The sequence below is a fragment of the Streptomyces sp. CB02009 genome (assembly GCF_001905825.1).
Classification (GTDB): Bacteria; Actinomycetota; Actinomycetes; order Streptomycetales; family Streptomycetaceae; genus Streptomyces.
Genome location: NZ_LIVV01000004.1, coordinates 160,077 through 180,606 on the forward strand (window position 1 = coordinate 160,077; position 20,530 = coordinate 180,606).

The following is a 20,530-nucleotide window of genomic DNA, read 5'->3' on the forward strand; positions in this document are numbered from 1 at the left end:
GGTTCCGGATCGTGACAACTCCGCGCCGCCGATCGTGACAACTCCGCGCCGCCCCTCAGACCAGGCCGCGCTCCCTCAGGTACTCCAGCTGCGCCCGTACGGACAGCTCGGCCGCCGGCCACAGCGAGCGGTCCACGTCCGCGTACACGTGGGAGACGACGTCCGCGGCCGTCCGGTGGCCGTTCTCCACCGCCGTCTCCACCTGGGCCAGCCGGCTCGCCCGGTGCGCCAGATAGAACTCCACGGCCCCCTGCGCGTCCTCCAGGACCGGTCCGTGCCCCGGCAGGACCGTGTGCACCCCGTCGTCGACGGTGAGCGAGCGCAGCCGCCGCAGCGAGTCCAGGTAGTCGCCGAGGCGCCCGTCCGGATGGGCCACCATCGTCGTCCCGCGCCCCAGGATCGTGTCGCCCGTCAGGACGGCCCGGTCGGCCGGCAGGTGGAAGGAGAGCGAGTCGGAGGTGTGGCCGGGCGTCGGGACGACCCGCAGCTCGAGACCGCCGACCGCCACCACGTCCCCCGCGCCGAGCCCCTCGTCGCCGAGCCGCAGCGCCGGGTCGAGGGCCCGCACGGCCGTCCCGGTCAGCTCGGCGAAGAGCCCGGCGCCCTCGGCGTGGTCCGGGTGCCCGTGGGTCAGCAGCGTGAGCGCGACCCGCTTGCCGAGCTTCTCGGCGGTGCCGATCACCTGCCGCAGATGGCTCTCGTCGAGCGGCCCCGGGTCGACGACCACGGCGAGGTCGGAGCCCGGCTCGGAGAGCAGCCAGGTGTTGGTGCCGTCGAGGGTCATCGCGGACGGGTTCGGCGCGAGGACGTTCACGGCGCGCTCGGTCGCGGGCCCGGAGACCACGAGTCCGCGGGGCTGGCCGGGCAGGGCGGCGGCGTCGCTCATCGGTCGCCTCCCATCGGGATGATCTTCGTGAACTCCTCGTGGCCCGGCCAGCTCAGGACCAGCTCCTCGCCGTCCAGACGCGCCTGCGCGAGCACCGGGGTCATGTCCTGCTCCCGCGCCCCCGCGAGGGCCTCGGCGGCCGTGCCGTACGGCTCCAGGGTGCGCAGGGTCGAGATCGTCGGCGGCATCATCGTCAGCTCGCCCCGGTCGTAGCCCGCGGCGGCGTCCGCCGGACGGATCCAGACGGTCCGGTCGGCCTCGGTGGAGGCGTTCCTGGTGCGCTGCCCGGCCGGCAGGGCGGCCACGAAGAACCAGGTGTCGTACCGGCGCTGCTCGAACTCCGGCGTGATCCAGCGGGCCCAGGCGCCGAGCAGGTCGGAGCGGACGACGAGCCCGCGCCGGTCCAGGAAGTCGGCGAAGGACAGCTCCCGGGCGACGAGCGCCTCCCGGTCCCGCTCCCAGTCCGCGCCCGTCGTGTCACCGACGACCTCGTCGCCGGTCTCCCCGGCGAGCAGGACGCCCGCCTCCTCGTACGTCTCGCGGACGGCGGCGCAGACCACGGCCTGGGCCTGCGCGGGCTCGTCGAGGCCGAGCCGGGCCGCCCAGGTCTCCAGGGAGGGCCCCGCCCAGCGCACCGGGTGCTCGTCGCGCGGGTCGACCCCGCCGCCGGGGTAGGCGTACGCGCCGCCGGCGAAGGCCATCGAGGCGCGGCGGCGCAGCATGTGGACGTCGGGACCGGCGGCCCCGTCCCGCAGCAGCAGGACGGTGGCGGCGCGCCGCGGGGTCACCGGGGTGAGCTCACCGGCGGCGAGGGCGCGGATGCGGTCGGGCCACTCGGGCGGGTACCACTGACCATTCGACATGGCCGGATGCTATGCGCAAGTACATGAATGCACGAGAGCCGGTTCCCGCCGGGTGGACCCTTGCGGGCCCGCCCGGCGGAACCGGCTCCGTGGCAGGTGCGGACGGCCGTGGGCGGAGGCTCAGGCCTCGACCAGCTCGACCTGGACCTCGACCTCGACGGGGGCGTCGAGCGGCAGCACGGTCACGCCGACGGCGCTGCGGGCGTGCACGCCCTTGTCGCCCAGGACCGCGCCGAGCAGCTCGCTGGCGCCGTTGATGACGCCCGGCTGCCCGGTGAAGTCGGCGGCCGAGGCGACGAAGCCGACGACCTTCACGACCCGCTTGATCCGGTCGAGGTCGCCGGCGACCGACTTCACGGCCGCGAGGGCGTTCAGCGCGCAGGTCGCGGCGAGCTTCTTGGCCTCCTCGGCGGTGACCTCGGCGCCGACCTTGCCGGTCAGCTGGAGTTCGCCGCCGACCATCGGGAGCTGGCCCGAGGTGTAGACGTACACGCCCGACTGCACGGCCGGCTGGTAGGCGGCCAGCGGCGGCACCACGGCGGGCAGGGTCAGGCCGAGTTCGGCGAGCTTCGCCTCGACCTTCCCGCTCACGACTTGGCCCGCTTCAGGTAGGCCACGAGCTGCTCGGGGTTGTTCGGCCCGGGCACGACCTGGACGAGCTCCCAGCCGTCCTCGCCCCAGGTGTCCAGAATCTGCTTGGTCGCGTGCACCAGAAGCGGCACCGTGACGTACTCCCACTTGGTCATGGGCCCGACTGTATCCGCTGTCGCGGGACGGCTCTCCGAGGCTGCCCTGAAGCCGCCCCCCGGGGGCTTCTCAGGGGCGGCCTCCTGATTGGGCGCGGCCGCCAGTGGTTAGGCTCGACAGCGTGAGCAGGCTCCAGGTCGTCAGCGGCAAGGGCGGTACCGGTAAGACGACGGTCGCCGCCGCCCTCGCGCTCGCCCTCGCGACGGAGGGCAAGCGCACCCTTCTCGTCGAGGTCGAAGGCAGACAGGGCATCGCACAGCTCTTCGAGACGGAGGCCCTTCCGTACGAGGAACGCAAGATCGCCGTCGCCCCGGGCGGCGGGGAGGTGTACGCGCTGGCGATCGACGCCGAGCGCGCGCTCCTCGACTACCTCCAGATGTTCTACAAACTGGGGACCGCGGGGCGGGCCCTGAAGAAGCTCGGCGCGATCGACTTCGCGACGACGATAGCGCCGGGCGTACGGGACGTCCTGCTGACCGGCAAGGCGTGCGAGGCGGTCCGGCGGCGCGAGAAGCACGGCGGCCACACCTACGACCACGTGGTCATGGACGCGCCACCCACCGGCCGCATCACCCGCTTCCTCAACGTCAACGACGAGGTGGCCGGCCTGGCGAGGATCGGCCCGATACACAACCAGGCGCAGGCCGTCATGCGGGTCCTCAAGTCCCCCGAGACGGCCGTGCACCTGGTGACCCTCCTGGAGGAGATGCCGGTCCAGGAGACCGCGGACGGCATCGCGGAGCTCCGCGCGGCCGAACTGCCGGTGGGGCGGGTCGTGGTGAACATGGTCCGGCCGCACGTCCTCGACGAGGCGGCGGTACGGGCCGCGTCCGGCGACCACCGGGACGCGATCGCCAGGACGCTGGCCTCCGTGGGCGTCACGGGCGGGACGACGCTCGTCGAGCCGCTCCTGGAGCAGGCGTCCGAGCACGCCCGGCGGGTGGAGCTGGAGCGGGCCCAGCGCGCGGTCCTGGACGGCATCGGCGTCCCCTCGTACGAGCTCCCGTTCCTGGGGGACGGGGCGGACATCGCGGGGCTCTACCGACTGGCGAAGGAACTGCGGAAGCAAGGGGTGGGCGCGTGACGGAGAAGTCCCCCGGCCGCGGCACGGCCCCGGCCACGACCCCCGACGGCCGCGGCCCGGCACCGGCACCGGCACAGGCCACGACCCACGACGGCCACGACCCGGCACCCGACGGGCGCGACGGCCGCGAGGGCCGCGGCCCGGCCCCCGAGGCGCACGGGCTCGACGCCGTTCCCGTCCTGGAGCTCGACCCGCTGATCGACGACCTCGGCACCCGCATCATCGTCTGCTGCGGCGCGGGCGGCGTCGGCAAGACGACGACGGCGGCGGCGCTCGGCGTGCGGGCGGCGGAGCGCGGCCGCCGGGTCGTCGTCCTCACCATCGACCCGGCCCGCCGGCTCGCCCAGTCGATGGGCATCGACTCCCTCGACAACACCCCGCGCAAGGTCGACGGGATCAAGGGCTCCGACGGCGGCGAACTCCACGCGATGATGCTGGACATGAAGCGGACCTTCGACGAGATCGTCGAGGCGCACGCGGAGCCCGACCGGGCGCGGGCGATCCTGGAGAACCCCTTCTACCAGTCTCTTTCGGCCGGATTCGCCGGTACGCAGGAGTACATGGCGATGGAGAAGCTGGGCCAGCTCAGGGCGCGCGACGAGTGGGACCTGATCGTCGTGGACACCCCGCCGTCCCGCTCCGCGCTGGACTTCCTGGACGCGCCGAAGCGGCTCGGGTCCTTCCTCGACGGGAAGTTCATCAAGCTGCTCATGGCGCCGGCGAAGGTCGGCGGCCGGGCCGGCATGAAGTTCCTGAACGTCGGCATGTCGATGATGACGGGGACCCTCGGCAAGCTGCTGGGGGGTCAGTTCCTCAAGGACGTGCAGACGTTCGTGGCGGCGATGGACACGATGTTCGGCGGTTTCCGGACCCGGGCCGACGCCACGTACAAGCTGCTCCAGGCCCCGGGCACGGCTTTCCTCGTGGTGGCCACGCCGGAGCGGGACGCGCTGCGGGAGGCCGCGTACTTCGTGGAGCGGCTGGCCGCCGAGGAGATGCCGCTGGCGGGTCTCGTCCTCAACCGTGTGCACGGCAGCGCCGCCGCCCGGCTCTCGGCCGAGCGGGCGCGGGCCGCGGCGGAAAATCTTGACGAGCGGCGCATTGTGGATCAGGGGGCCGGGAAGACTGAGCGAGGTGGCTCCCCGGCCACCGAGCCCGAGCACGAGCCGTCAGATCTCGCCACCGCCGCCACCCCCGCACCTCCCGTACCCCAGGCTGCCCCCACAGCCGACCCGGCACAGGAATCAGCTGGAGACGCCGCAGAGCACACCGATCACGGAGACGACTCCGACGTACGACATCTCACCGCGGGACTTCTGCGCCTGCATGCCGAGCGCATGCGGGTGCTCGCGCGTGAGCAGCGCACGCGTGACCGCTTCACCGCGCTTCACCCCGAGGTGGCGGTGACCGAAGTGGCGGCCCTGCCCGGCGATGTCCACGACCTCGCCGGGCTGCGGGCCATCGGCGACCGGCTCACGGCCGGGCGGTGATCCCCGTCGTACGGACCCCTGTCGGGGCCCGGCCCCTCGGGGGCCGCCCCGTCGGGGGCCGGCCCACCGCGGTCTAGCCGACCGCGGCGTACGCCTCGTACGTCGCGTCGTCCTCGATCGCCACGGGCAGCAGGCCCGCTCCCCGCTCGTACTCCGTGCGCGCGGTCTCCAGGAGACGGCGCCACGACGTGACGGTCGGCCTGCGGCGCAGCAGGGCGCGTCGCTCGCGCTCCGTCATGCCGCCCCACACACCGAACTCCACGCGGTTGTCGAGGGCGTCGGCGAGGCACTCGGTCCGCACCGGGCATCCGGTGCACACCGCCTTTGCCCTGTTCTGTGCCGCTCCCTGCACGAAAAGTTCATCCGGATCGGTAGTGCGGCAGGCCGCCTGCGCACTCCAGTCAGCTACCCAGCCCATACCGGCGCCGTCCTCTCCCGAATCGAGGCTCCCCCACGGCGGCAGAGGCATATTCACCGCTGCCAGTTGGGACGTTACGGAAGGTGGGCACAGCGCAACACCCCCTTCGGGCCCAATCTTGGATGGCCCGAACGGACTATGCGTGCGCGTCAGATCACCCAGGGGAGTGATCGAAGGACATGCGTGAGATAGCGGACATATCACCTGGATACGCCCGTCTTCGACGGTTCCACTTCGGGCACCGTGTGACGCATGAGCCGGAATCGGACACGAGGTCCCCATGTTTCGGGGTCACGGGAATTCATGCCGAAGTCACACCCGGGTCTTGATGCCAGACCACACTGCTGTGACAGTTGGGAGCAGCTTAGGCCAAGGCATATACGTGTGTCCGGCGAATGAGAACGTAGGCTGCCCCCATGGCAAAGAAGCGCTCCGGCGGTGGTCTGACCGGGACCCAGCAGGCCGCCAAGTTCCTCGGTGTCAGTGTGCTCGCGGGAGCCGTGCTGGCGGGCATCGCCCTGCCCGCGGCCGGCGCACTGGGCCTGGCCGCGAAGGGCACGGTCGAGGGATTCGACGAGATCCCCTCCAACCTGAAGACCCCGCCGCTGAGTCAGCGCACCAAGATCCTCGACTCCGAGGGCGGCCTGATCGCCACGGTGTACTCGCGGGACCGGACGGTCGTCCCGCTCGACAAGATCTCCCCGTACATGCAGAAGGCGATCGTCGCGATCGAGGACGGCCGCTTCTACGAGCACGGGGCGATCGACCTCAAGGGCGTGCTGCGCGCGATCAACCGCAACGCGCAGTCGGGCGGGGTCTCGCAGGGCGCGTCCACCCTCACCCAGCAGTACGTGAAGAACGTCTTCGTCGAGGAGGCCGGTGACGACCCCGAGAAGGTCGCGCAGGCCACCCAGCAGACCATCGGCCGCAAGGTCCGCGAGCTGAAGTTCGCGATCCAGGTCGAGGAGGAGCTGGGCAAGAAGAAGATCCTGGAGAACTACCTCAACATCACGTTCTTCGGGCAGCAGGCGTACGGCATCGAGGCCGCCTCGCAGCGGTACTTCTCCAAGCGCGCCGCCGACCTCAGCCTCGGCGAGGCGGCGATGATGGCCGGCCTCGTCCAGTCGCCCAGCCGCTACGACCCGATCAACGACATCCAGGAAGCCACCAAGCGCCGCAACGTGGTCCTCCAGCGGATGGCCGACGTGAAGGACATCAGCCAGGCCGAGGCGGACGAGGCGAAGGCCGCTCCACTCAAGCTGAAGGTCAAGACGCCGAAGAACGGCTGCATCACCGCCGTCGACGGCGCCGGCTTCTTCTGCGACTACGTCCGCAAGACGATCCTCAACGACCCGGTGTTCGGCAAGACGGCCGAGGAGCGCACGAAGCTGTGGAACCTGGGCGGTCTCACCGTCAAGACCACGCTCGACCCGCGCGCGCAGGCCGCCGCCAACGAGGCCGCCGTCGCGAAGATCAACAAGGACGACCCGGTCGCCGCCTCGGTCGTGCAGGTCCAGCCCGGCAGCGGCAAGATCCTCTCGATGGGCCAGTCCCGCCCGTACGGCCTGGACCAGAAGCAGCACCAGACGACGCTGAACCTGGCCGTCGGCAGCAAGATGGGCGGCACGACGTACGGCTTCCAGGTCGGCTCGACCTTCAAGCCGATCACGGCCGCGGCGGCCCTGGAGAAGGGCCTGAGCCCGGCGCAGACCTTCGACACCCCCTGGAAGATCAACATCCCGGAGGGCGACTTCACCCGCTGCGACGGCAAGCCGGCCGGCTACCAGAACTGGGAGATCGGCAACGAGCTCAAGTCGGAGGAGGGCTCCTTCGACATGACCGGCGCCCTGGGCAAGTCCATCAACACGTACTTCGCCAAGCTGGAGCAGATGGCCGGCCTCTGCGAGACGATCACGATGGCCAAGAACGTCGGGTACGAGCGCGAGCTCGGCAAGAAGGTCAAGGAACTCCCCTCGATCACCCTCGGCGCGCAGGAGAGCACCCCGCTCGACATGGCGACCGTCTACGCGACCTTCGCCAACCGCGGCATGCACTGCACCCCGATCGCCATCGAGTCCGTCAAGGCCGCCAACGGCGACAAGCTCAACGTGCCGGACACCAAGTGCACCCGCGCGATGAGCGAGCGCACCGCCGACATGATCAACCAGATGCTGAAGGGCGTCGTCGAGGACGGCACGGGCACCAAGGCCGGCCTCAGCGACCGCGACAACGCGGGCAAGACCGGTACGACCAACGACCGCAAGGACGCCTGGTTCGTCGGCTACACCCCGAACCTCTCCACCGCGGTCTGGGTCGGCGACGACGTCGGCGAGAAGCAGTCGATGTACGACATCACCATCGGCGGCGTGACCTACGACAAGGTCTGCGGCGGCTGCCTCCCCGGCCCCATCTGGAAGATCGCGATGACCGGGGCGCTCAACGCCTCCGAGACTCCGGGCTTCGCCCCCATCGCCGTACCGCGGGCCGAGAAGCCCAAGGACCCGAAGGAAGGCGACGAGGGCCCGAACAAGCCGAACAAGCCCCGTAAGCCGCGCGACGGCAAGCCGGGCGACACCAAGCCCCCGGCCAACACGTTCCCGCCGATCACCCTGCCGGACGGCGTCATCGGCGGCGGCAACGGCCGCGGCGGAAACCGCTGACGCACCCGGACACGGAAGAGGGCGCCCCCACCTCGGTGGGGGCGCCCTCTTCGCTTCGGTCCGCTGCCGCGCAGCGCGGGGCTCGGCCGGCTGCCGCGCCCGGAGGTCGTCGGCCCGCTGCCGCGCCCGGAGGCTCAGCCCGCGAGGAGCTTCTTCACGGAGGCGGCGACCCGGCCGCCGTCGGCCTGCCCGGCCACCTTCGGGTTCACGATCTTCATGACGGCGCCCATGGCACGCGGGCCCTCGGCGCCCGCCGCCTTCGCCTCCGCGACGGCCGCGGCGACGATCCCGTCGAGCTCCTCGTCGTCGAGCTGCTTCGGCAGGTACGCGTCGAGGAGGATCCCCTCCGCCTTCTCCCGCTCGGCCGACTCCAGACGGCCGCCCTGGGCGAAGGCGTCCGCGGCCTCGCGGCGCTTCTTCGCCTCCTTGGCGATCACCTTCTGCACCTCGTCGTCGGAGAGTTCGCGCTTGGTCTTGCCCGCGACCTCCTCCTTGGTGATCGCGGTGATGGTCAGCCGCAGGGTCGAGGAGCGCAGTTCGTCGCGCTCCCGGATCGCGGCGTTGAGGTCGGCCTGGAGCTTCGCCTTCAGCGTGGTCATGGGGTCAAGTGTGGCAGGTGCGGCGCCCCGCCCGCCCGCGCATTTACGCCCGGAGGGTCTGCGACGATGGGGGGATGCGCGCACGGTACGGCATCCCCCTGAAGATCACGGCAGGCCTCACGGCCACGGCGGCCGCGGGAATCGTCTACGCGGCGGGCTTCGAGGCCCGCTCGTTCCGGCTCCGCCGCGTGACGGTCCCGGTGCTCCCGCCCGGCATGGCCGATCTGCGGGTCCTCCAGGTCTCCGACATCCACATGGTCAGCGGCCAGCGCAAGAAGCGCGCCTGGCTCCAGTCCCTCGCCGGGCTCCGCCCGGACTTCGTCGTCAACACCGGCGACAACCTCTCCGACCCGGAAGCGGTACCGGAGGTCCTCGACGCGCTCGGCCCGCTGATGGAGTTCCCGGGCGTGTACGTCTTCGGCTCCAACGACTACTACGGGCCCCGGCTCCGCAACCCCGGCCGCTACCTCCTGGAGCGGGCGCAGGGCCGGCACGGCCTCAACGGCAACAAGCCGGTGGTCGGCGCCGTCCACAACCCGTGGGAGGACATCAAGGACGGCTTCGACGCGGCCGGCTGGGTGGACCTCACCAACACCCGCGGCCGGCTCAAGCTCCCGCAGGCGGACCTCGCGTTCACCGGCGTCGACGACCCCCACATCAAGCGCGACCGGTACGAGCGGGTGGCCGGCGGCCCCGACGCGACGGCCGACTTCTCGGTGGGCGTGGTCCACGCCCCGTACCTGCGCGCGCTCGACGCCTTCACGGGCGACGGGTACGAGCTGCTCCTCGCCGGGCACACCCACGGCGGACAGCTGTGCATCCCCTTCTACGGGGCGCTCGTCACCAACTGCGACCTGGACACCGACCGGGTGAAGGGCCTCTCCACCCACACGGTGGGCGACCGCACGTCCTACCTCCACGTCTCGGCGGGCTGCGGCACCAGCCGCTACACCCCGGTCCGCTTCGCCTGCCCGCCCGAGGTCACCCTCCTCACGCTGACCGCCCGCGCCTGACGCCCGGCGGCGGGGGCGTGGCCGGACCGCATCCGACCTGCGCCGCGACCGCCGGGAAACCGGATTTCGCCTCAGCGCGCGCGTGGGCTAAAGTAATCGATGTCGCCGCGACGTGAACAACAGAGCAGCGACATCGGGGTGTAGCGCAGCTTGGCAGCGCGCTTCGTTCGGGACGAAGAGGTCGTGGGTTCAAATCCCGCCACCCCGACAGCCGTAAGACCAGTTCAGGGGCCTGATCCGAGACATCGGATCAGGCCCCTGAGTGGTTTCCGGGGTCATGGCGCCACCCGGGGATCCGGGGTCCACCGGATCCACCAGAGGTGGGCGCGTCGGTGGGCCGCCGCCCGTGGGGCGGGCGGCGGCCTGTGGGTCAGATGACCGGCGGGCGGCCCAGGCGGGTCATGTGGCGGACCGTGGACCAGCGCATCGGGTGGCGGGGGCCGCACGAGCGGCGGACGCCCTCCGCGAAGCCGGCGAACCAGGACGCGAGGCCCGGCAGCGAGCGGGTGCGGGCCAGCGTGAGGAGGGTCCAGACGCCCAGGTAGACGGGGACCAGCAGGGCCGGCAGGTTGCGCTTGGCGAGCCAGACGCGGTTGCGGGCCGTCATCCGGTAGTAGACGGCGTGCCGCGCCGGGCTGGTCTTCGGGTGCTGGAGGAGCAGTTTCGGCTCGTAGACGACCTTCCAGCCCGCGTCGAGGGCGCGCCAGGCCATGTCGGTCTCCTCGTGGGTGAAGAAGAAGTCCTCCGGCCAGCCGCCGATCTCGTCGAGCATCGCCATCGACAGGCCGTGGCCGCCGCCCAGGAAGGTCGTGACCTCGCCGCCGCGCATCGGGTCCTTCGCTCCGAGGCGCGGGACGTGGCGGCGCTGCGTCTCGCCCGTCTCGTCGGCGATGCGGAACGACACGACGCCCAGGGCGTCGTCCCCCTCGTACAGGTCGGCCAGCCGGCGGAAGACGTCCGTGTCGACGAGCAGGCCGTCGTCGTCGAGGTCCACCAGCACGTCGACGTCGCCGAACGCGCGCAGTGTCTCGATCGCGACGTTGCGGCCGCCGGACACCCCCCGGTTCTCGGGAAGTTCGACCCCGGTCACGCCCTCGGGAAGCTCCGGCAGGGTCCCGGTGCCGTTGCCGACGACCACGATCCGGGTGGCGGCCTCGTCCTGCGCCGCCACGGCGTCGAGCAGGGCCCGCAGCTCGTCGGGGCGCGTGCCCATCGTCAGTACCGCCACACCCACACGCGGTCGCGCCACGGCTCTCTCCGTTCCACGGTCACCGGCGTCCGCCGGCACTCATTTCCGGACTCACTCCGGTCCGCGATGCTAACCGGCCGACGCCACCCTCCGTTCACCCGAGCCTCGGTTGTCGTCCATCACCCCGCCCGTATCACCGGGGCGGGCGTGCCGGACGTGGGCTTCTTCACTCGGGTCGGCGGACGCCCCGGGGGGAGCGCGGCGAACGGCGCCGCCCGGCGGCTCTACGCTGGTTCCCTTCCGTCAAGTTGATCGATCGTCGAAGGGGTGGTCTCCAGGTGCTGGTCGCGGACCGATATCGGCTTCATGTGTGTATCGGCCGGGGCGGCATGGGCGAGGTGTGGCAGGCCACCGACGAGGTGCTCGGCCGGGACGTCGCCGTGAAGCTGATGCTGGCGCACGGGACCGACCCCTCCGCCGCCGACCGGTTCCGGCTGGAGGCGCAGACCGCCGCCCGGCTGAGCCACCCGCACGTGGTGGGCGTCTTCGACTTCGGCACCTGGGACGGAAAGCTGTTCCTCGTCATGGAGTTGGTGGAGGGCGACAGCCTCGCCGACAGCCCGTCCGATCCGCTGCTGCTGCCCGCCGAGCGGGTCGCCGTGGTCGCCGCGCACGCCGCCGCCGGACTCGCCGCCGCGCACCGGCAGGGTGTCGTGCACCGGGACATCAAGCCGGGCAACCTCCTGGTCGACGCCGACGGGACGGTGAAGCTCGCCGACTTCGGCATCGCCCGCTTCGTCGACGACCCCTCGGCGGCGCTCACCACGACGGGCCAGATCGTCGGCACGGGGCTCTACCTCGCCCCCGAGCGGGCACTCGGGCAGCCCGCCTCGCCCGCCTCCGACGTGTACTCGCTCGGCTGCGTGCTCTACCAACTCCTGACCGGTCGGCCGCCGTTCCGCGCGGACACCGCGACGGCCCTGCTGTACCAGCACATCGACACCGCCCCGGTGCCGCCCGGCCGGCTGGGGGTGGCGCTGCCGCCCGAGTTCGAGACGTATCTGCTGACCCTGCTGGCCAAGCAGCCGGAGCAGCGGCCGCCGGCGCAGGCCATCGCGGACTGGTTCTCCTCCGGCGCCTGGCGCGCCTACGCCGCACCCGCCCCGGCGCGGCACACCCCGCACCACACCCCCGGCCGCCCGTCGGGCGCCGCCACCCGCTCCGCCCCGATGCCGGGGACCGGCCAGCTGCCGGGATCGGGCCAGATGCCGGGATCGGGTCGCATACCCGGGGCCGGCCCGATGTCCGGCTCCGGGCCCCTGCCCGTACCGGCGCCGATGCCCGGGCAGGGCGCCCGAAGAGCCGCGCCCGCGCCGGCCCGCAGACCCTCCTCCGCCGGGGCGCCCGCCTCCCGGCGGCGTGAGCGGCCCGGCAGCAGCACCAGCGGGCTCGCGGAGCTCTCCCGGCGCCGCCCGCGCAAGACGGCCGCCGTCGCCGGTGTCATCGCCTTCGTGGTCTTCATGATCATCGGGATGGCCTGGCTCTCCTGACCCCCGGCTCCCGGCCCCGGCTCCTTGCCCCGGCCCCGTACGGCCACCAGTACCGCCCCGGGCGGCTCAGTACGGCCTCGGTGCCATCGTCCGGGGCTCCCCGTCCGCCGTCGCGAGGAGCCGGCAGCTCGGCTCGTCCGGCCCCGTGGAGGCCAGCACGGTCACCGTCACCGGCGGATCGGTCGGCAGCTCGACCGGGACCGGGACCGGCTGGTCGCCCTTGATCGCGGCATGGCCGGTCTCCTTGCCGTCGACGAGTACCTCGACGACGGACCGGTGCCCGGTCTGCACGGTCGCGGAGACCGAGTGCCCGAGGTGGTCGATGTGGAAGTGGTGCCGTCGGCTCATGGGGTGACCTCCGTACCTCCAGAGTAGGTACGGACCCCCGATCCCGCCGCTCCCGCGGCGCCCGGGAGGGGCTACGGCCGGAATGCGGCCCCGCCGCCCCGGTGGTCAGATGGACCGGTACGCCGATCAGCGCCCCCGCGGAACGGAGCCCCCCGCATGTCCGAGCGCCGGCCTCAGCGGCTCGCCCAGACGAGTGCGCCGAGCAGGATCAGGGTCCCCAGCGTCCCGAGGTTGACCACCTTGTACTGGAGGAAGACCGCGGCGAACTCGCGCATGGTCGCCGACGGCCAGAAGTAGGCGGCGGTCGGCGAGCCCACCACCTGCCCGTCCACACCCGCGCGGCGGGCCAGGATGGCGGCCCTGAAGGCGTGGAAGTTGTTGGTGACGATCACGCACGAGGAGCCCGGCCGGTCCCGCTCCATCAGCTCCCTGCTGAAGAGCATGTTCTCCTCGGTGGTGCGCGAGCGGTCCTCGCGCACCAGCGCGTCCTCCGGGAAGCCCCGCTCGACGAGGTAGTCGGCCATCGCGTGGGACTCGGGCAGCTCCTCGTCGGGCCCCTGGCCTCCCGAGACGATGAGGACGGGAGCGCTGTCGCGCCCCTCGTACGCCGCCAGCCTCGCGTGCACCTCGCGCCCCCGGTCCAGGCGGCTCGCGAGGAGCGGGGGCACCTTGCTGCCGCCGATCAGGCCGGAGCCGAGCACGACGACGTAGTCGGCGGAGCGGCGGAGCCGCATGCGGCCGTACAGGAAGGCGTAGCCCACGAAGCAGACGAAGAGGAAGGAGACGTACCCGAGGACGAGGAGGAGGGTGACGACGACTATCCGCAGGGCCCACGATTCGGTGGCGGCGGCCGTCACCGCCAGGACCATCACGCCGAACATGCCGAGGCCGGCGAGGAGCGACAGCAGGTTGGACGGGCTCCGGCCCTCCTTGCGGACCATCTTCACGCCGTTCGCGGTGAGCAGTCCCGCGAGGACGACCGGACCGATGCCCAGCACCAGCAGCCCGCCGACCATCACCGTCTCGGCGACACCGGCCGGGGCGTCCTCGACCCCGGCGAGCAGACCGATCCCGAAGAAGGTGACGGCGAGGCCGAGGAGCACGGCGTTGCCGAAACGGCGCCGGTCCCGCCGTACACCGAGCGCGAACAACAGCAGGAAGACCGCGGCGACGGCGAAGGCGTACGACATGACGGCATCGTAGGCGGGCCCCGGCTCAGGCCTCTCCCGCCAGCGCGAACAGTCCGCGCCGCGCGCCCTCCTCGTAGGCGTACCGGAGCTCCCTGCCGCCGAGCAGCAGCCGCAGCGCCCGTTCGCTCCTGGCCCGGGTCACCACGCAGAACTCCGCCGGCCGGTACGAGGTGTCGAAGACCGAGGTCCGTAACAGGTCGACCGCGCCCAGGAGATGGGCCGCCGCGTCCCGCCGGCCCGCCGACACCCTGACCTGGGCGAGGAGTTCCGCCGCACCGGCCGCGCCCGCCGCCGACCCCATGCGCAGATGCTCCCGGAGCGCCCGCCGGGCGTGCTCGGCGGCCCGCTCCAGATCCCCGTCCCAGGCCGCGAGCTCGGCACGGGCGATGGACGCCCAGGCCTCGGCGTGCAGGTCGCGGCCCCGCCGCGACCACCGGCTCTCCCGGTCCAGGTCGGCCCGGTCGAGGGCCTCCTGCGCGGCCTCCGGGTCCGTGCGGCACAGGGCGAGCGCGATGCCGGCCCAGCACGCGTGCCGGGTCGGGCCGAACTCCGGGTACTCCTCCATCAGCGCGAGAGCCTCCCGGAACTCCTCGGCCGCCGCGCGCGTGCGCCCCTGGTAGAGCGCGGTCGAGCCGCGCAGATGGGCGAGGAGCCCCAGGGCCCCGCCGTCCCCGTCCCGTACGGCCGCCGCCCAGGCCCGCACGAGGAGCGGATCGGCCTCCTCCGGGCGGCCCGACTCCAGCTCCAGGAACGCGGCGAGCCACAGGGCGCGGGCCGTCGGCTCGCCGCCGAGCAGGGCGAGGGCGTGCCGCAGCCGTGTCCGGCCCTCGGCGACCCGCCCGCAGACCACCCACAGGAACCAGAGCGAGACCGCGATCTCGACGGCGGTGCCCGCCTCGTCGTCCCGCGCGTGCGGCGCGGTCGTCGGGTCCATGGCGGCGGCAAGGTCGGGGAGTTCGCGCAGGGCGAGGTCGCGGGCGTCGAGCTGCCGGCCGCTCTGCCACCAGTCGGCGGCCCGCCGGGCGAGCGTCACGCACCACCGGCGGTGGCGCAGGAGGAGGTCCGGGCGGTCGCCGCGTTCGGTGAGCCGGCGGGCGCCCACGGCCCGCATCGGGTGCGGCATCCAGTAGCGGGGGACGTCGTCCTCGCCGGCGAACAGGTCGTCGACGGGAAGGAGGGCGAGCGGCACGAGCCGGTCGAGGACGGCGAGGACCGTTCTCGGGGGCAGCGTCCACGACGCGCAGACCTCCAGGACGGCGTCCCGGCCGAAGGTGCCCTCGAAGACGGACAGCCGCTCCCACAGGATCCGTTCGGCGGGCCCGCAGCGGTCGTATCCGCGCTCGGCGGCGGCGAGCTGGTCGGCGCTCACGGGCTCGCCCCACAGCAGCCGCTCCTCGACCAGGGGCGCGTCCCACGACGGCCGTTCCTCGCCCACGGGCGCGCCCCACGGCGGCCGCTCCTCGGCCGCGGCGCCCCACAGCGGCCGCTCCTCCGTCACGGGCGTGCCCCGGAGCGCCGGTTCCCCGCCCGCCGGGCTGCCCCGGAACGTCCGCTCCGCGGCCTCGGGTGGATCCTCGAACCCCATGCGCATCGCCCCCGTCCTCTCCCCGTGTGTGACGTGTGCCCGAGTCCATGGCGGACGACCGCCGTTGCGACTTGAATGAAATTGCCTCGGTTCACCATCCTGGGGCGCTCCGGAACCCACACCCACGGTTTGCCGGGGATCGACCAGGGAGGGAAATGACGACCGGGGAATCCGTCCTGGGAGAGGCCGATCTTTCGCTGATCCACGCACTGCAGATGGCCCCGCGCGCCAGCTGGACCCAGCTCTCGGCCGTGCTGGGGGCCAGTCCCGACACCCTCGCCCGGCGCTGGGAGCACCTCACGGCAGGGGGGTACGCCTGGAGTTCGCTGCTCGCCGCCCGCCACGGCGCGGACGAGATGCTCTACTCCTGGGTCGAGCTGGAGTGCGCCGCGGGCACCTCCGAGGCCATCGCGACCGAGGTCGCGGGCGACCGGCAGACCCTCGGCGTCCACCAGGTGACCGGTGACGCCGACCTCGTCCTGCTCGTGATCAGCCCCGACCTGTACGCCCTCGACGGCTACCTCGCCGGACGCGTGCGGCGGCTGCCCGGGGTGCTCCGGTGCCGCACCCAGGTCGTCACCCGGATGCACAACCGCCCGTACCGGTCCAGGATCGAGCAGCTCACCCCGGGCCAGGTCCAGCTCCTCACGGAACTCACGGGCGGGGACCGGCGGACGCGCGCGCGTGCCTTCCCCAACCTCAGCGCACTCGACCTCCGGCTGATCGCGGAGCTGTCGGGCGACGCCCGGCGCAGCGCCGCCGAACTGGCCCGGCAGTGCGCCACGAGCGAGTCGACGGTACGGCGGAGGCTGGACGTCCTCGCGGCGGGCGGCGCCCTCCACCACCACTGCCTGCCGGCTCCCCGCTTCTCCGGGCGTCCGATGTGGGCGATGGTCACCACCGACGTACCGCCCCTGGAGGTGCCGGCGACGGTGGCGGCGCTCGCCCGGCTGCCCCAGACCCGTCTGGTCACCTCGGTCACCGGCCCGCACAACCTGGCCGTCGCCATGTGGCTCCGTACGGTCGACGAACTGCACGAGGTCACGTCCGCGTTCGTACGGGCCGCCCCGGCGCTGCGGATCGCGGGCACCTCGCTCGCGCTGCGCACCCACAAGATAGGGGCGCAGGTCCTCGGCCCCGACGGGCGGCGGACGCACCACATCCGCCCCGACGCCCGCTGACACGCGGGTCGGGGCGTGGTCTGATGGCGGTATGGAGTTCGCCGTGTTCGTGACGCTGCCCGGTCTGGTCGTCCTGCTTCCGTGAGCGGCGGGCACGACGGGTCAGCGGGCACGACGGGTCGGCTGGCCGGACGGGTCGGCGGGTCCGACGGGTCGGCGGGTCCGACGGGTCAGCGGGTCGCCTTGATCGAGTACATCATCGGGATGCGGGGCCGGTCCGCCGGGAAGCGGTAATAGCCGTCCTCGTGCCGCTGGAGCGCGCCGTAGCGCGGGTACAGCGAGGCGTCGTGCTCGTGCAGGAACTCGATCCGCAGACCGGCCCTGGCGAGCGCCGTGACGACCTCGCCGACCGGGTGCACCCATTCCACGCTGCGGTTGTGGACGGTCGCGGCGTCGAGCTCGGCGTAGGTGCCCGGGCTGGTGTCCACCCAGGGGTCGCGGACGAAGTAGTCGTTCACGATCCGACTGCCGGTCTCGTCGTCGAGCGAGTCGGTGAGCGGATGGAACTCGGCCACGTAGAGGAAGCCGCCGGGGGCGACGAGGGAGGCGGCGGTCTCCGCCCAGCGCTCGATGTCGGGCAGCCAGTTCAGCGCGCCGCAGCCCGTGTAGACGATGTCGTACGCGCTGTCCGGGACGGCCTCCGCCGCGTCGTACACGTCGGCCGCGACGAAGGCCGCCCGGTCCTGCGTGAGGCCCAGGTCCGCGGCGAGCGAGCGGGCGGTCTCGACGGCCGGCTCGGAGAAGTCGAGGCCGACGACCTGCGAGGCGCCGTGGCGGGCCCAGGAGAGGGTGTCGAGACCGATGTGGCACTGCAGGTGCAGCAGCGAACGTCCGGTGACGTCGCCGACCTCCGCGAGCTCGAAGTCCCGCAGGGCGTCCCTGCCCGCGCGGAACGCGTCGAGGGCGTAGAAGTCGCTCGCGGCGTGGATCGGGACGCGCTCGTCCCAGCGGGCGCGGTTGACCTCGTGCCAGTCTTCGGGCGTCGGGGAGTACATGTCGGCGAGGTTATCCACAGGTTGAGGGTGACGCGACCCGATTGTCCGCCGCGCGGAGCATCATGGATGCCATGACTGAGAGCAAGAACTCCGAGCCCGACGGCGAGCTCACCGACCAGGCCCCCGCGTGGCAGCGGCGCTTCCGCGCGCCGCGCGTCTCCCTGCCCGAGTGGGCGGAGGAGGCCCCGGACCGCTCGCTCTTCGTGTCGAACGCGACGGGGACGTACGAGCTGTACGCCTGGGACCGGGCGAGCGGGGAGCAGCGCCAGGTCACGGACCGGCCGAACGGCACGACGGACGGCACCCTTTCGCCGGACGGCGCCTGGATCTGGTGGTTCGCGGACACCGACGGGGACGAGTTCGGGGTGTGGATGCGCCAGCCGTTCGCCGGCGGCGCCGACGAGCCGGCCGTGCCCGGCCTCGACCCCTCCTACCCGGCGGGGCTCGCCATCGGCCGGGACGGCACGGTCCTGGTGGGCCGCTCCACGGACGAGGACGGCTCGACGGTCCATCTCGTACGTCCCGGGGCCGCGGCCCCGGTCGAGATCTACCGGCACCGCGAGTCGGCCGGGGTCGGCGACCTGTCCTACGACGGGTCGCTGATCGCCGTCGAGCACACCGAGCACGGGGACGCGATGCACTCGGCGCTGCGGGTGCTGCGCTCCTCGGACGCGAGCGTGCTCGCCGAGCTCGACGACACCAAGGGCGGCACGGAGGAGCTGGGGCTCGCGGTCCTCGGCTTCGCGCCCGTGGCGGGGGACGGCCGGCTGCTCGTCGGGCACCAGCGGCGCGGCCGCTGGGAGCCGATGATCTGGGACGTGGCGGCGGGCACGGAGACCGATCTCCGGCTCGACCTGCCGGGCGACGTGTCGGCCGAGTGGTACCCCGACGGCTCGGGCCTGCTGATCGTGCACAGCTTCGAGGCCCGCAGCGAGCTGTGGCGGTACGAGATCGCGACCGGCGCCCTGGTCCGGGTGGAGACCCCGGCCGGATCGGTGTCGAGCGCGACCGCCCGGCCGGACGGCAGCGTCGAGTACCTGTGGTCCTCGGCCGCCGAGCCGCCGGTGGTGCGGTCCACGGCCGGCGGGGTCGTCCTCGACCCGCCCGGTCCCAAGGCCCCGCCGTCGGTGCCGGTGGAGGACGTGTGGGTGGAGGGACCGGGCGGCAGGGTCCACGCGCTCGTGCAGCGCCCGGCGGGCGAGGGGCCCTTCCCCACGGTCTTCGAGGTGCACGGCGGCCCCACCTGGCACGACAGCGACGCCTTCGCGTCGGGCCCGGCGGCCTGGGTGGACCACGGGTACGCGGTGGTGCGGGTCAACTACCGGGGCTCCACGGGGTACGGACGGGAGTGGACGGACGCGCTCAAGCACCGGGTCGGGCTGATCGAGCTGGAGGACATCGACGCGGTGCGCGCCTGGGCGGTGGCGAGCGGCCTCGCCGACCCGGCCCGGCTGGTGCTCTCCGGCGGCTCCTGGGGCGGCTATCTGACCCTCCTCGGCCTCGGCACGCAGCCGGAGGCCTGGGCCGTCGGGCTCGCGGCGGTCCCCGTCGCGGACTACGTCGCGGCGTACGAGGACGAGATGGAGGCCCTCAAGGCCCTGGACCGGACGCTGCTCGGCGGCTCCCCCGATGAGGTGCCCGAGCGGTACGCCGCCTCGTCGCCGCTGACGTACGTGGACGCGGTGAAGGCGCCGGTGCACATCTCGGCCGGCGTCAACGACCCGCGCTGCCCGATCCGCCAGATCGACAACTACATCGCCCGGCTCGAGGCCGGGGGCGCGGTCCACGAGGTGTACCGCTACGACGCGGGCCACGGCTCGCTGGTGGTGGAGGAGCGGATCAAGCAGGTGGGCCTGGACCTGGCGTTCGCCGCGAAGCACCTGGGGGGTGGTCCGGTGGCGGGCTGAGGCGGCGGGGGACCCGGGGGCCGGTCGAGGCGGCCGGGGACCCGGCCGACGGGGGGCCGGGGCCGCTTGCGTACCGTGGGGGGCGTGTACCGGTTCCTGAGAACGCCCCGCTGGTGGGGGATCAACGTCTTCGTCCTGCTGGCGATCCCGTTCTGCGTGTTCATGGGGACCTGGCAGCTGGGCAAGTTCGAGGATCGCGTCGACTCGCACGAGGCGGCCGAGAAGCGGCCCGCGGCGAGCACCCTGAAGGCCGAGCCGCTGGACTCCCTGCTCCCGGTGGACACGGAGACCTCGGGCCGGTCGGCCGAGGCGCGCGGACGGTTCGGGGAGCAGTTCCTCGTCCCGGACCGTGATCTGGACGGCCGGACCGGCAGCTACGTGCTGACGCTGCTGCGGACGGACGGGGGCAGGTCGCTCCCGGTGGTCCGCGGCTGGCTCCCCACGGGCGCGAAGGCCCCCTCCCCGCCGTCCGGCGAGGTCGTGGTCGTCGGCGCGCTCCAGGCCTCGGAGAACGGCGGCAGCAAGGGTGTCAGCCAGGCCGGCGGGCTGCCCGAGGGCCAGCTGGGGATGATCAGCGCGGCGTCCCTGGTGAACGTGGTCGCGGATGACGTCTACGACGCCTGGATCACCCTCGCCGACTCCCCCGCCGGGCTCACCCCGGTCCCGGCGGCGGCCGCCGCGGGCACCAGCCTGGACGCGAAGGCCTTCCAGAACCTCGGCTACACCGCGGAGTGGTTCGTCTTCGCCGGCTTCGTGCTCTTCATGTGGTTCCGGCTGGTCCGCCGTGAGGCGGAGGCGACCCGCGACGAGGCGCTGGGGCTGTAG

The 20,530-nt window shown here is 72.9% G+C and carries 19 protein-coding genes and 1 tRNA gene; 9 read left to right on the forward strand and 11 right to left on the reverse strand.

Going from position 1 to position 20,530, the window contains the following annotated elements; genetic code table 11:
* Positions 1–55 precede the first annotated feature (55 nt).
* From AMK27_RS16985 to AMK27_RS41855, 4 genes are all read right to left on the reverse strand, one after another.
* Positions 56–886, reverse strand: a complete 831-nt coding sequence (locus AMK27_RS16985; RefSeq protein ID WP_073908095.1) for an MBL fold metallo-hydrolase — start codon at positions 884–886, stop codon at positions 56–58.
* Entirely contained in the window at positions 883–1,749 is an 867-nt protein-coding gene (locus AMK27_RS16990) for an NUDIX hydrolase (protein ID WP_073908097.1), read from the reverse strand. The genes AMK27_RS16985 and AMK27_RS16990 overlap by 4 nt, the downstream gene beginning before the upstream one ends.
* Before the next feature lie 120 nt (positions 1,750–1,869).
* The gene (locus tag AMK27_RS16995) at positions 1,870–2,340 is read right to left on the reverse strand and encodes a RidA family protein (RefSeq protein ID WP_073908099.1); all 471 of its coding nucleotides are present in this window, start codon (positions 2,338–2,340) and stop codon (positions 1,870–1,872) included.
* Positions 2,337–2,495 (reverse strand): DUF4177 domain-containing protein, encoded by a 159-nt coding sequence (locus AMK27_RS41855; protein WP_015034547.1) that lies wholly within the window; start codon positions 2,493–2,495, stop codon positions 2,337–2,339. Before AMK27_RS41855 ends, AMK27_RS16995 begins: the two co-directional genes overlap by 4 nt.
* Positions 2,496–2,617: 122 nt before the next feature.
* Here AMK27_RS41855 and AMK27_RS17000 point away from each other — a divergent pair, with 122 nt between their 5' ends.
* Positions 2,618–3,580, forward strand: coding sequence for an ArsA-related P-loop ATPase (locus AMK27_RS17000; RefSeq protein ID WP_198955891.1), 963 nt, complete (start codon positions 2,618–2,620; stop codon positions 3,578–3,580).
* Between the two features lie 179 nt (positions 3,581–3,759).
* Positions 3,760–5,070: an ArsA family ATPase gene (locus tag AMK27_RS17005; protein ID WP_073909423.1), complete on the forward strand. Its 1,311-nt coding sequence runs from the start codon at positions 3,760–3,762 to the stop codon at positions 5,068–5,070.
* Between the two features lie 73 nt (positions 5,071–5,143).
* On the opposite strand, the gene AMK27_RS17010 is transcribed toward AMK27_RS17005, so the two are convergent.
* Positions 5,144–5,488: a WhiB family transcriptional regulator gene (locus AMK27_RS17010; protein ID WP_015034550.1), complete on the reverse strand. Its 345-nt coding sequence runs from the start codon at positions 5,486–5,488 to the stop codon at positions 5,144–5,146.
* Positions 5,489–5,904: 416 nt separating this feature from the next.
* Here AMK27_RS17010 and AMK27_RS17015 point away from each other — a divergent pair, with 416 nt between their 5' ends.
* Positions 5,905–8,148 carry a transglycosylase domain-containing protein gene (locus AMK27_RS17015; RefSeq protein WP_073908105.1) on the forward strand — a complete coding sequence of 748 codons (2,244 nt, stop codon included), beginning with the start codon at positions 5,905–5,907 and terminating at the stop codon, positions 8,146–8,148.
* A 134-nt stretch (positions 8,149–8,282) separates the two neighbouring features.
* On the opposite strand, the gene AMK27_RS17020 is transcribed toward AMK27_RS17015, so the two are convergent.
* The gene (locus tag AMK27_RS17020) at positions 8,283–8,747 is read right to left on the reverse strand and encodes a GatB/YqeY domain-containing protein (protein ID WP_073908107.1); all 465 of its coding nucleotides are present in this window, start codon (positions 8,745–8,747) and stop codon (positions 8,283–8,285) included.
* A 74-nt stretch (positions 8,748–8,821) separates the two neighbouring features.
* Between AMK27_RS17020 and AMK27_RS17025 the strand changes: the two genes are divergently transcribed.
* Positions 8,822–9,760, forward strand: a complete 939-nt coding sequence (locus AMK27_RS17025; protein WP_073908109.1) for a metallophosphoesterase — start codon at positions 8,822–8,824, stop codon at positions 9,758–9,760.
* 134 nt (positions 9,761–9,894) lie between these two features.
* Positions 9,895–9,968, forward strand: a tRNA-Pro gene (locus AMK27_RS17030).
* Between the two features lie 162 nt (positions 9,969–10,130).
* On the opposite strand, the gene AMK27_RS17035 is transcribed toward AMK27_RS17030, so the two are convergent.
* Positions 10,131–11,009, reverse strand: a complete 879-nt coding sequence (locus AMK27_RS17035; RefSeq protein WP_030323475.1) for a glycosyltransferase family 2 protein — start codon at positions 11,007–11,009, stop codon at positions 10,131–10,133.
* A 278-nt stretch (positions 11,010–11,287) separates the two neighbouring features.
* On the opposite strand from AMK27_RS17035, the gene AMK27_RS17040 reads away from it, so the two are divergent.
* Positions 11,288–12,499, forward strand: a complete 1,212-nt coding sequence (locus tag AMK27_RS17040) for a serine/threonine-protein kinase (RefSeq protein ID WP_073908112.1) — start codon at positions 11,288–11,290, stop codon at positions 12,497–12,499.
* Between the two features lie 66 nt (positions 12,500–12,565).
* Here the strand turns inward: AMK27_RS17040 and AMK27_RS17045 are convergent, their stop codons facing one another.
* From AMK27_RS17045 to AMK27_RS17055, 3 genes are all read right to left on the reverse strand, one after another.
* Entirely contained in the window at positions 12,566–12,847 is a 282-nt protein-coding gene (locus AMK27_RS17045; protein ID WP_073908114.1) for a hypothetical protein, read from the reverse strand.
* Positions 12,848–13,020: 173 nt separating this feature from the next.
* Entirely contained in the window at positions 13,021–14,037 is a 1,017-nt protein-coding gene (locus AMK27_RS17050) for a YdcF family protein (RefSeq protein ID WP_073908116.1), read from the reverse strand.
* Between the two features lie 25 nt (positions 14,038–14,062).
* Entirely contained in the window at positions 14,063–15,628 is a 1,566-nt protein-coding gene (locus AMK27_RS17055) for a tetratricopeptide repeat protein (RefSeq protein ID WP_241847527.1), read from the reverse strand.
* A 149-nt stretch (positions 15,629–15,777) separates the two neighbouring features.
* Between AMK27_RS17055 and AMK27_RS17060 the strand changes: the two genes are divergently transcribed.
* Positions 15,778–16,803: an Lrp/AsnC family transcriptional regulator gene (locus AMK27_RS17060; RefSeq protein ID WP_073908118.1), complete on the forward strand. Its 1,026-nt coding sequence runs from the start codon at positions 15,778–15,780 to the stop codon at positions 16,801–16,803.
* Positions 16,804–16,973: 170 nt separating this feature from the next.
* Here the strand turns inward: AMK27_RS17060 and AMK27_RS17065 are convergent, their stop codons facing one another.
* A complete protein-coding gene (locus AMK27_RS17065) occupies positions 16,974–17,798 on the reverse strand; it encodes a class I SAM-dependent methyltransferase (RefSeq protein ID WP_073908120.1) in 825 nt (274 codons plus the stop codon).
* 62 nt (positions 17,799–17,860) lie between these two features.
* Here AMK27_RS17065 and AMK27_RS17070 point away from each other — a divergent pair, with 62 nt between their 5' ends.
* Both AMK27_RS17070 and AMK27_RS17075 read left to right on the forward strand, forming a co-directional pair.
* Positions 17,861–19,705, forward strand: coding sequence for a S9 family peptidase (locus AMK27_RS17070; RefSeq protein WP_073908122.1), 1,845 nt, complete (start codon positions 17,861–17,863; stop codon positions 19,703–19,705).
* Positions 19,706–19,789: 84 nt separating this feature from the next.
* Complete coding sequence (locus AMK27_RS17075; RefSeq protein WP_073909429.1) at positions 19,790–20,530, forward strand: SURF1 family protein; 741 nt, start codon at positions 19,790–19,792, stop codon at positions 20,528–20,530.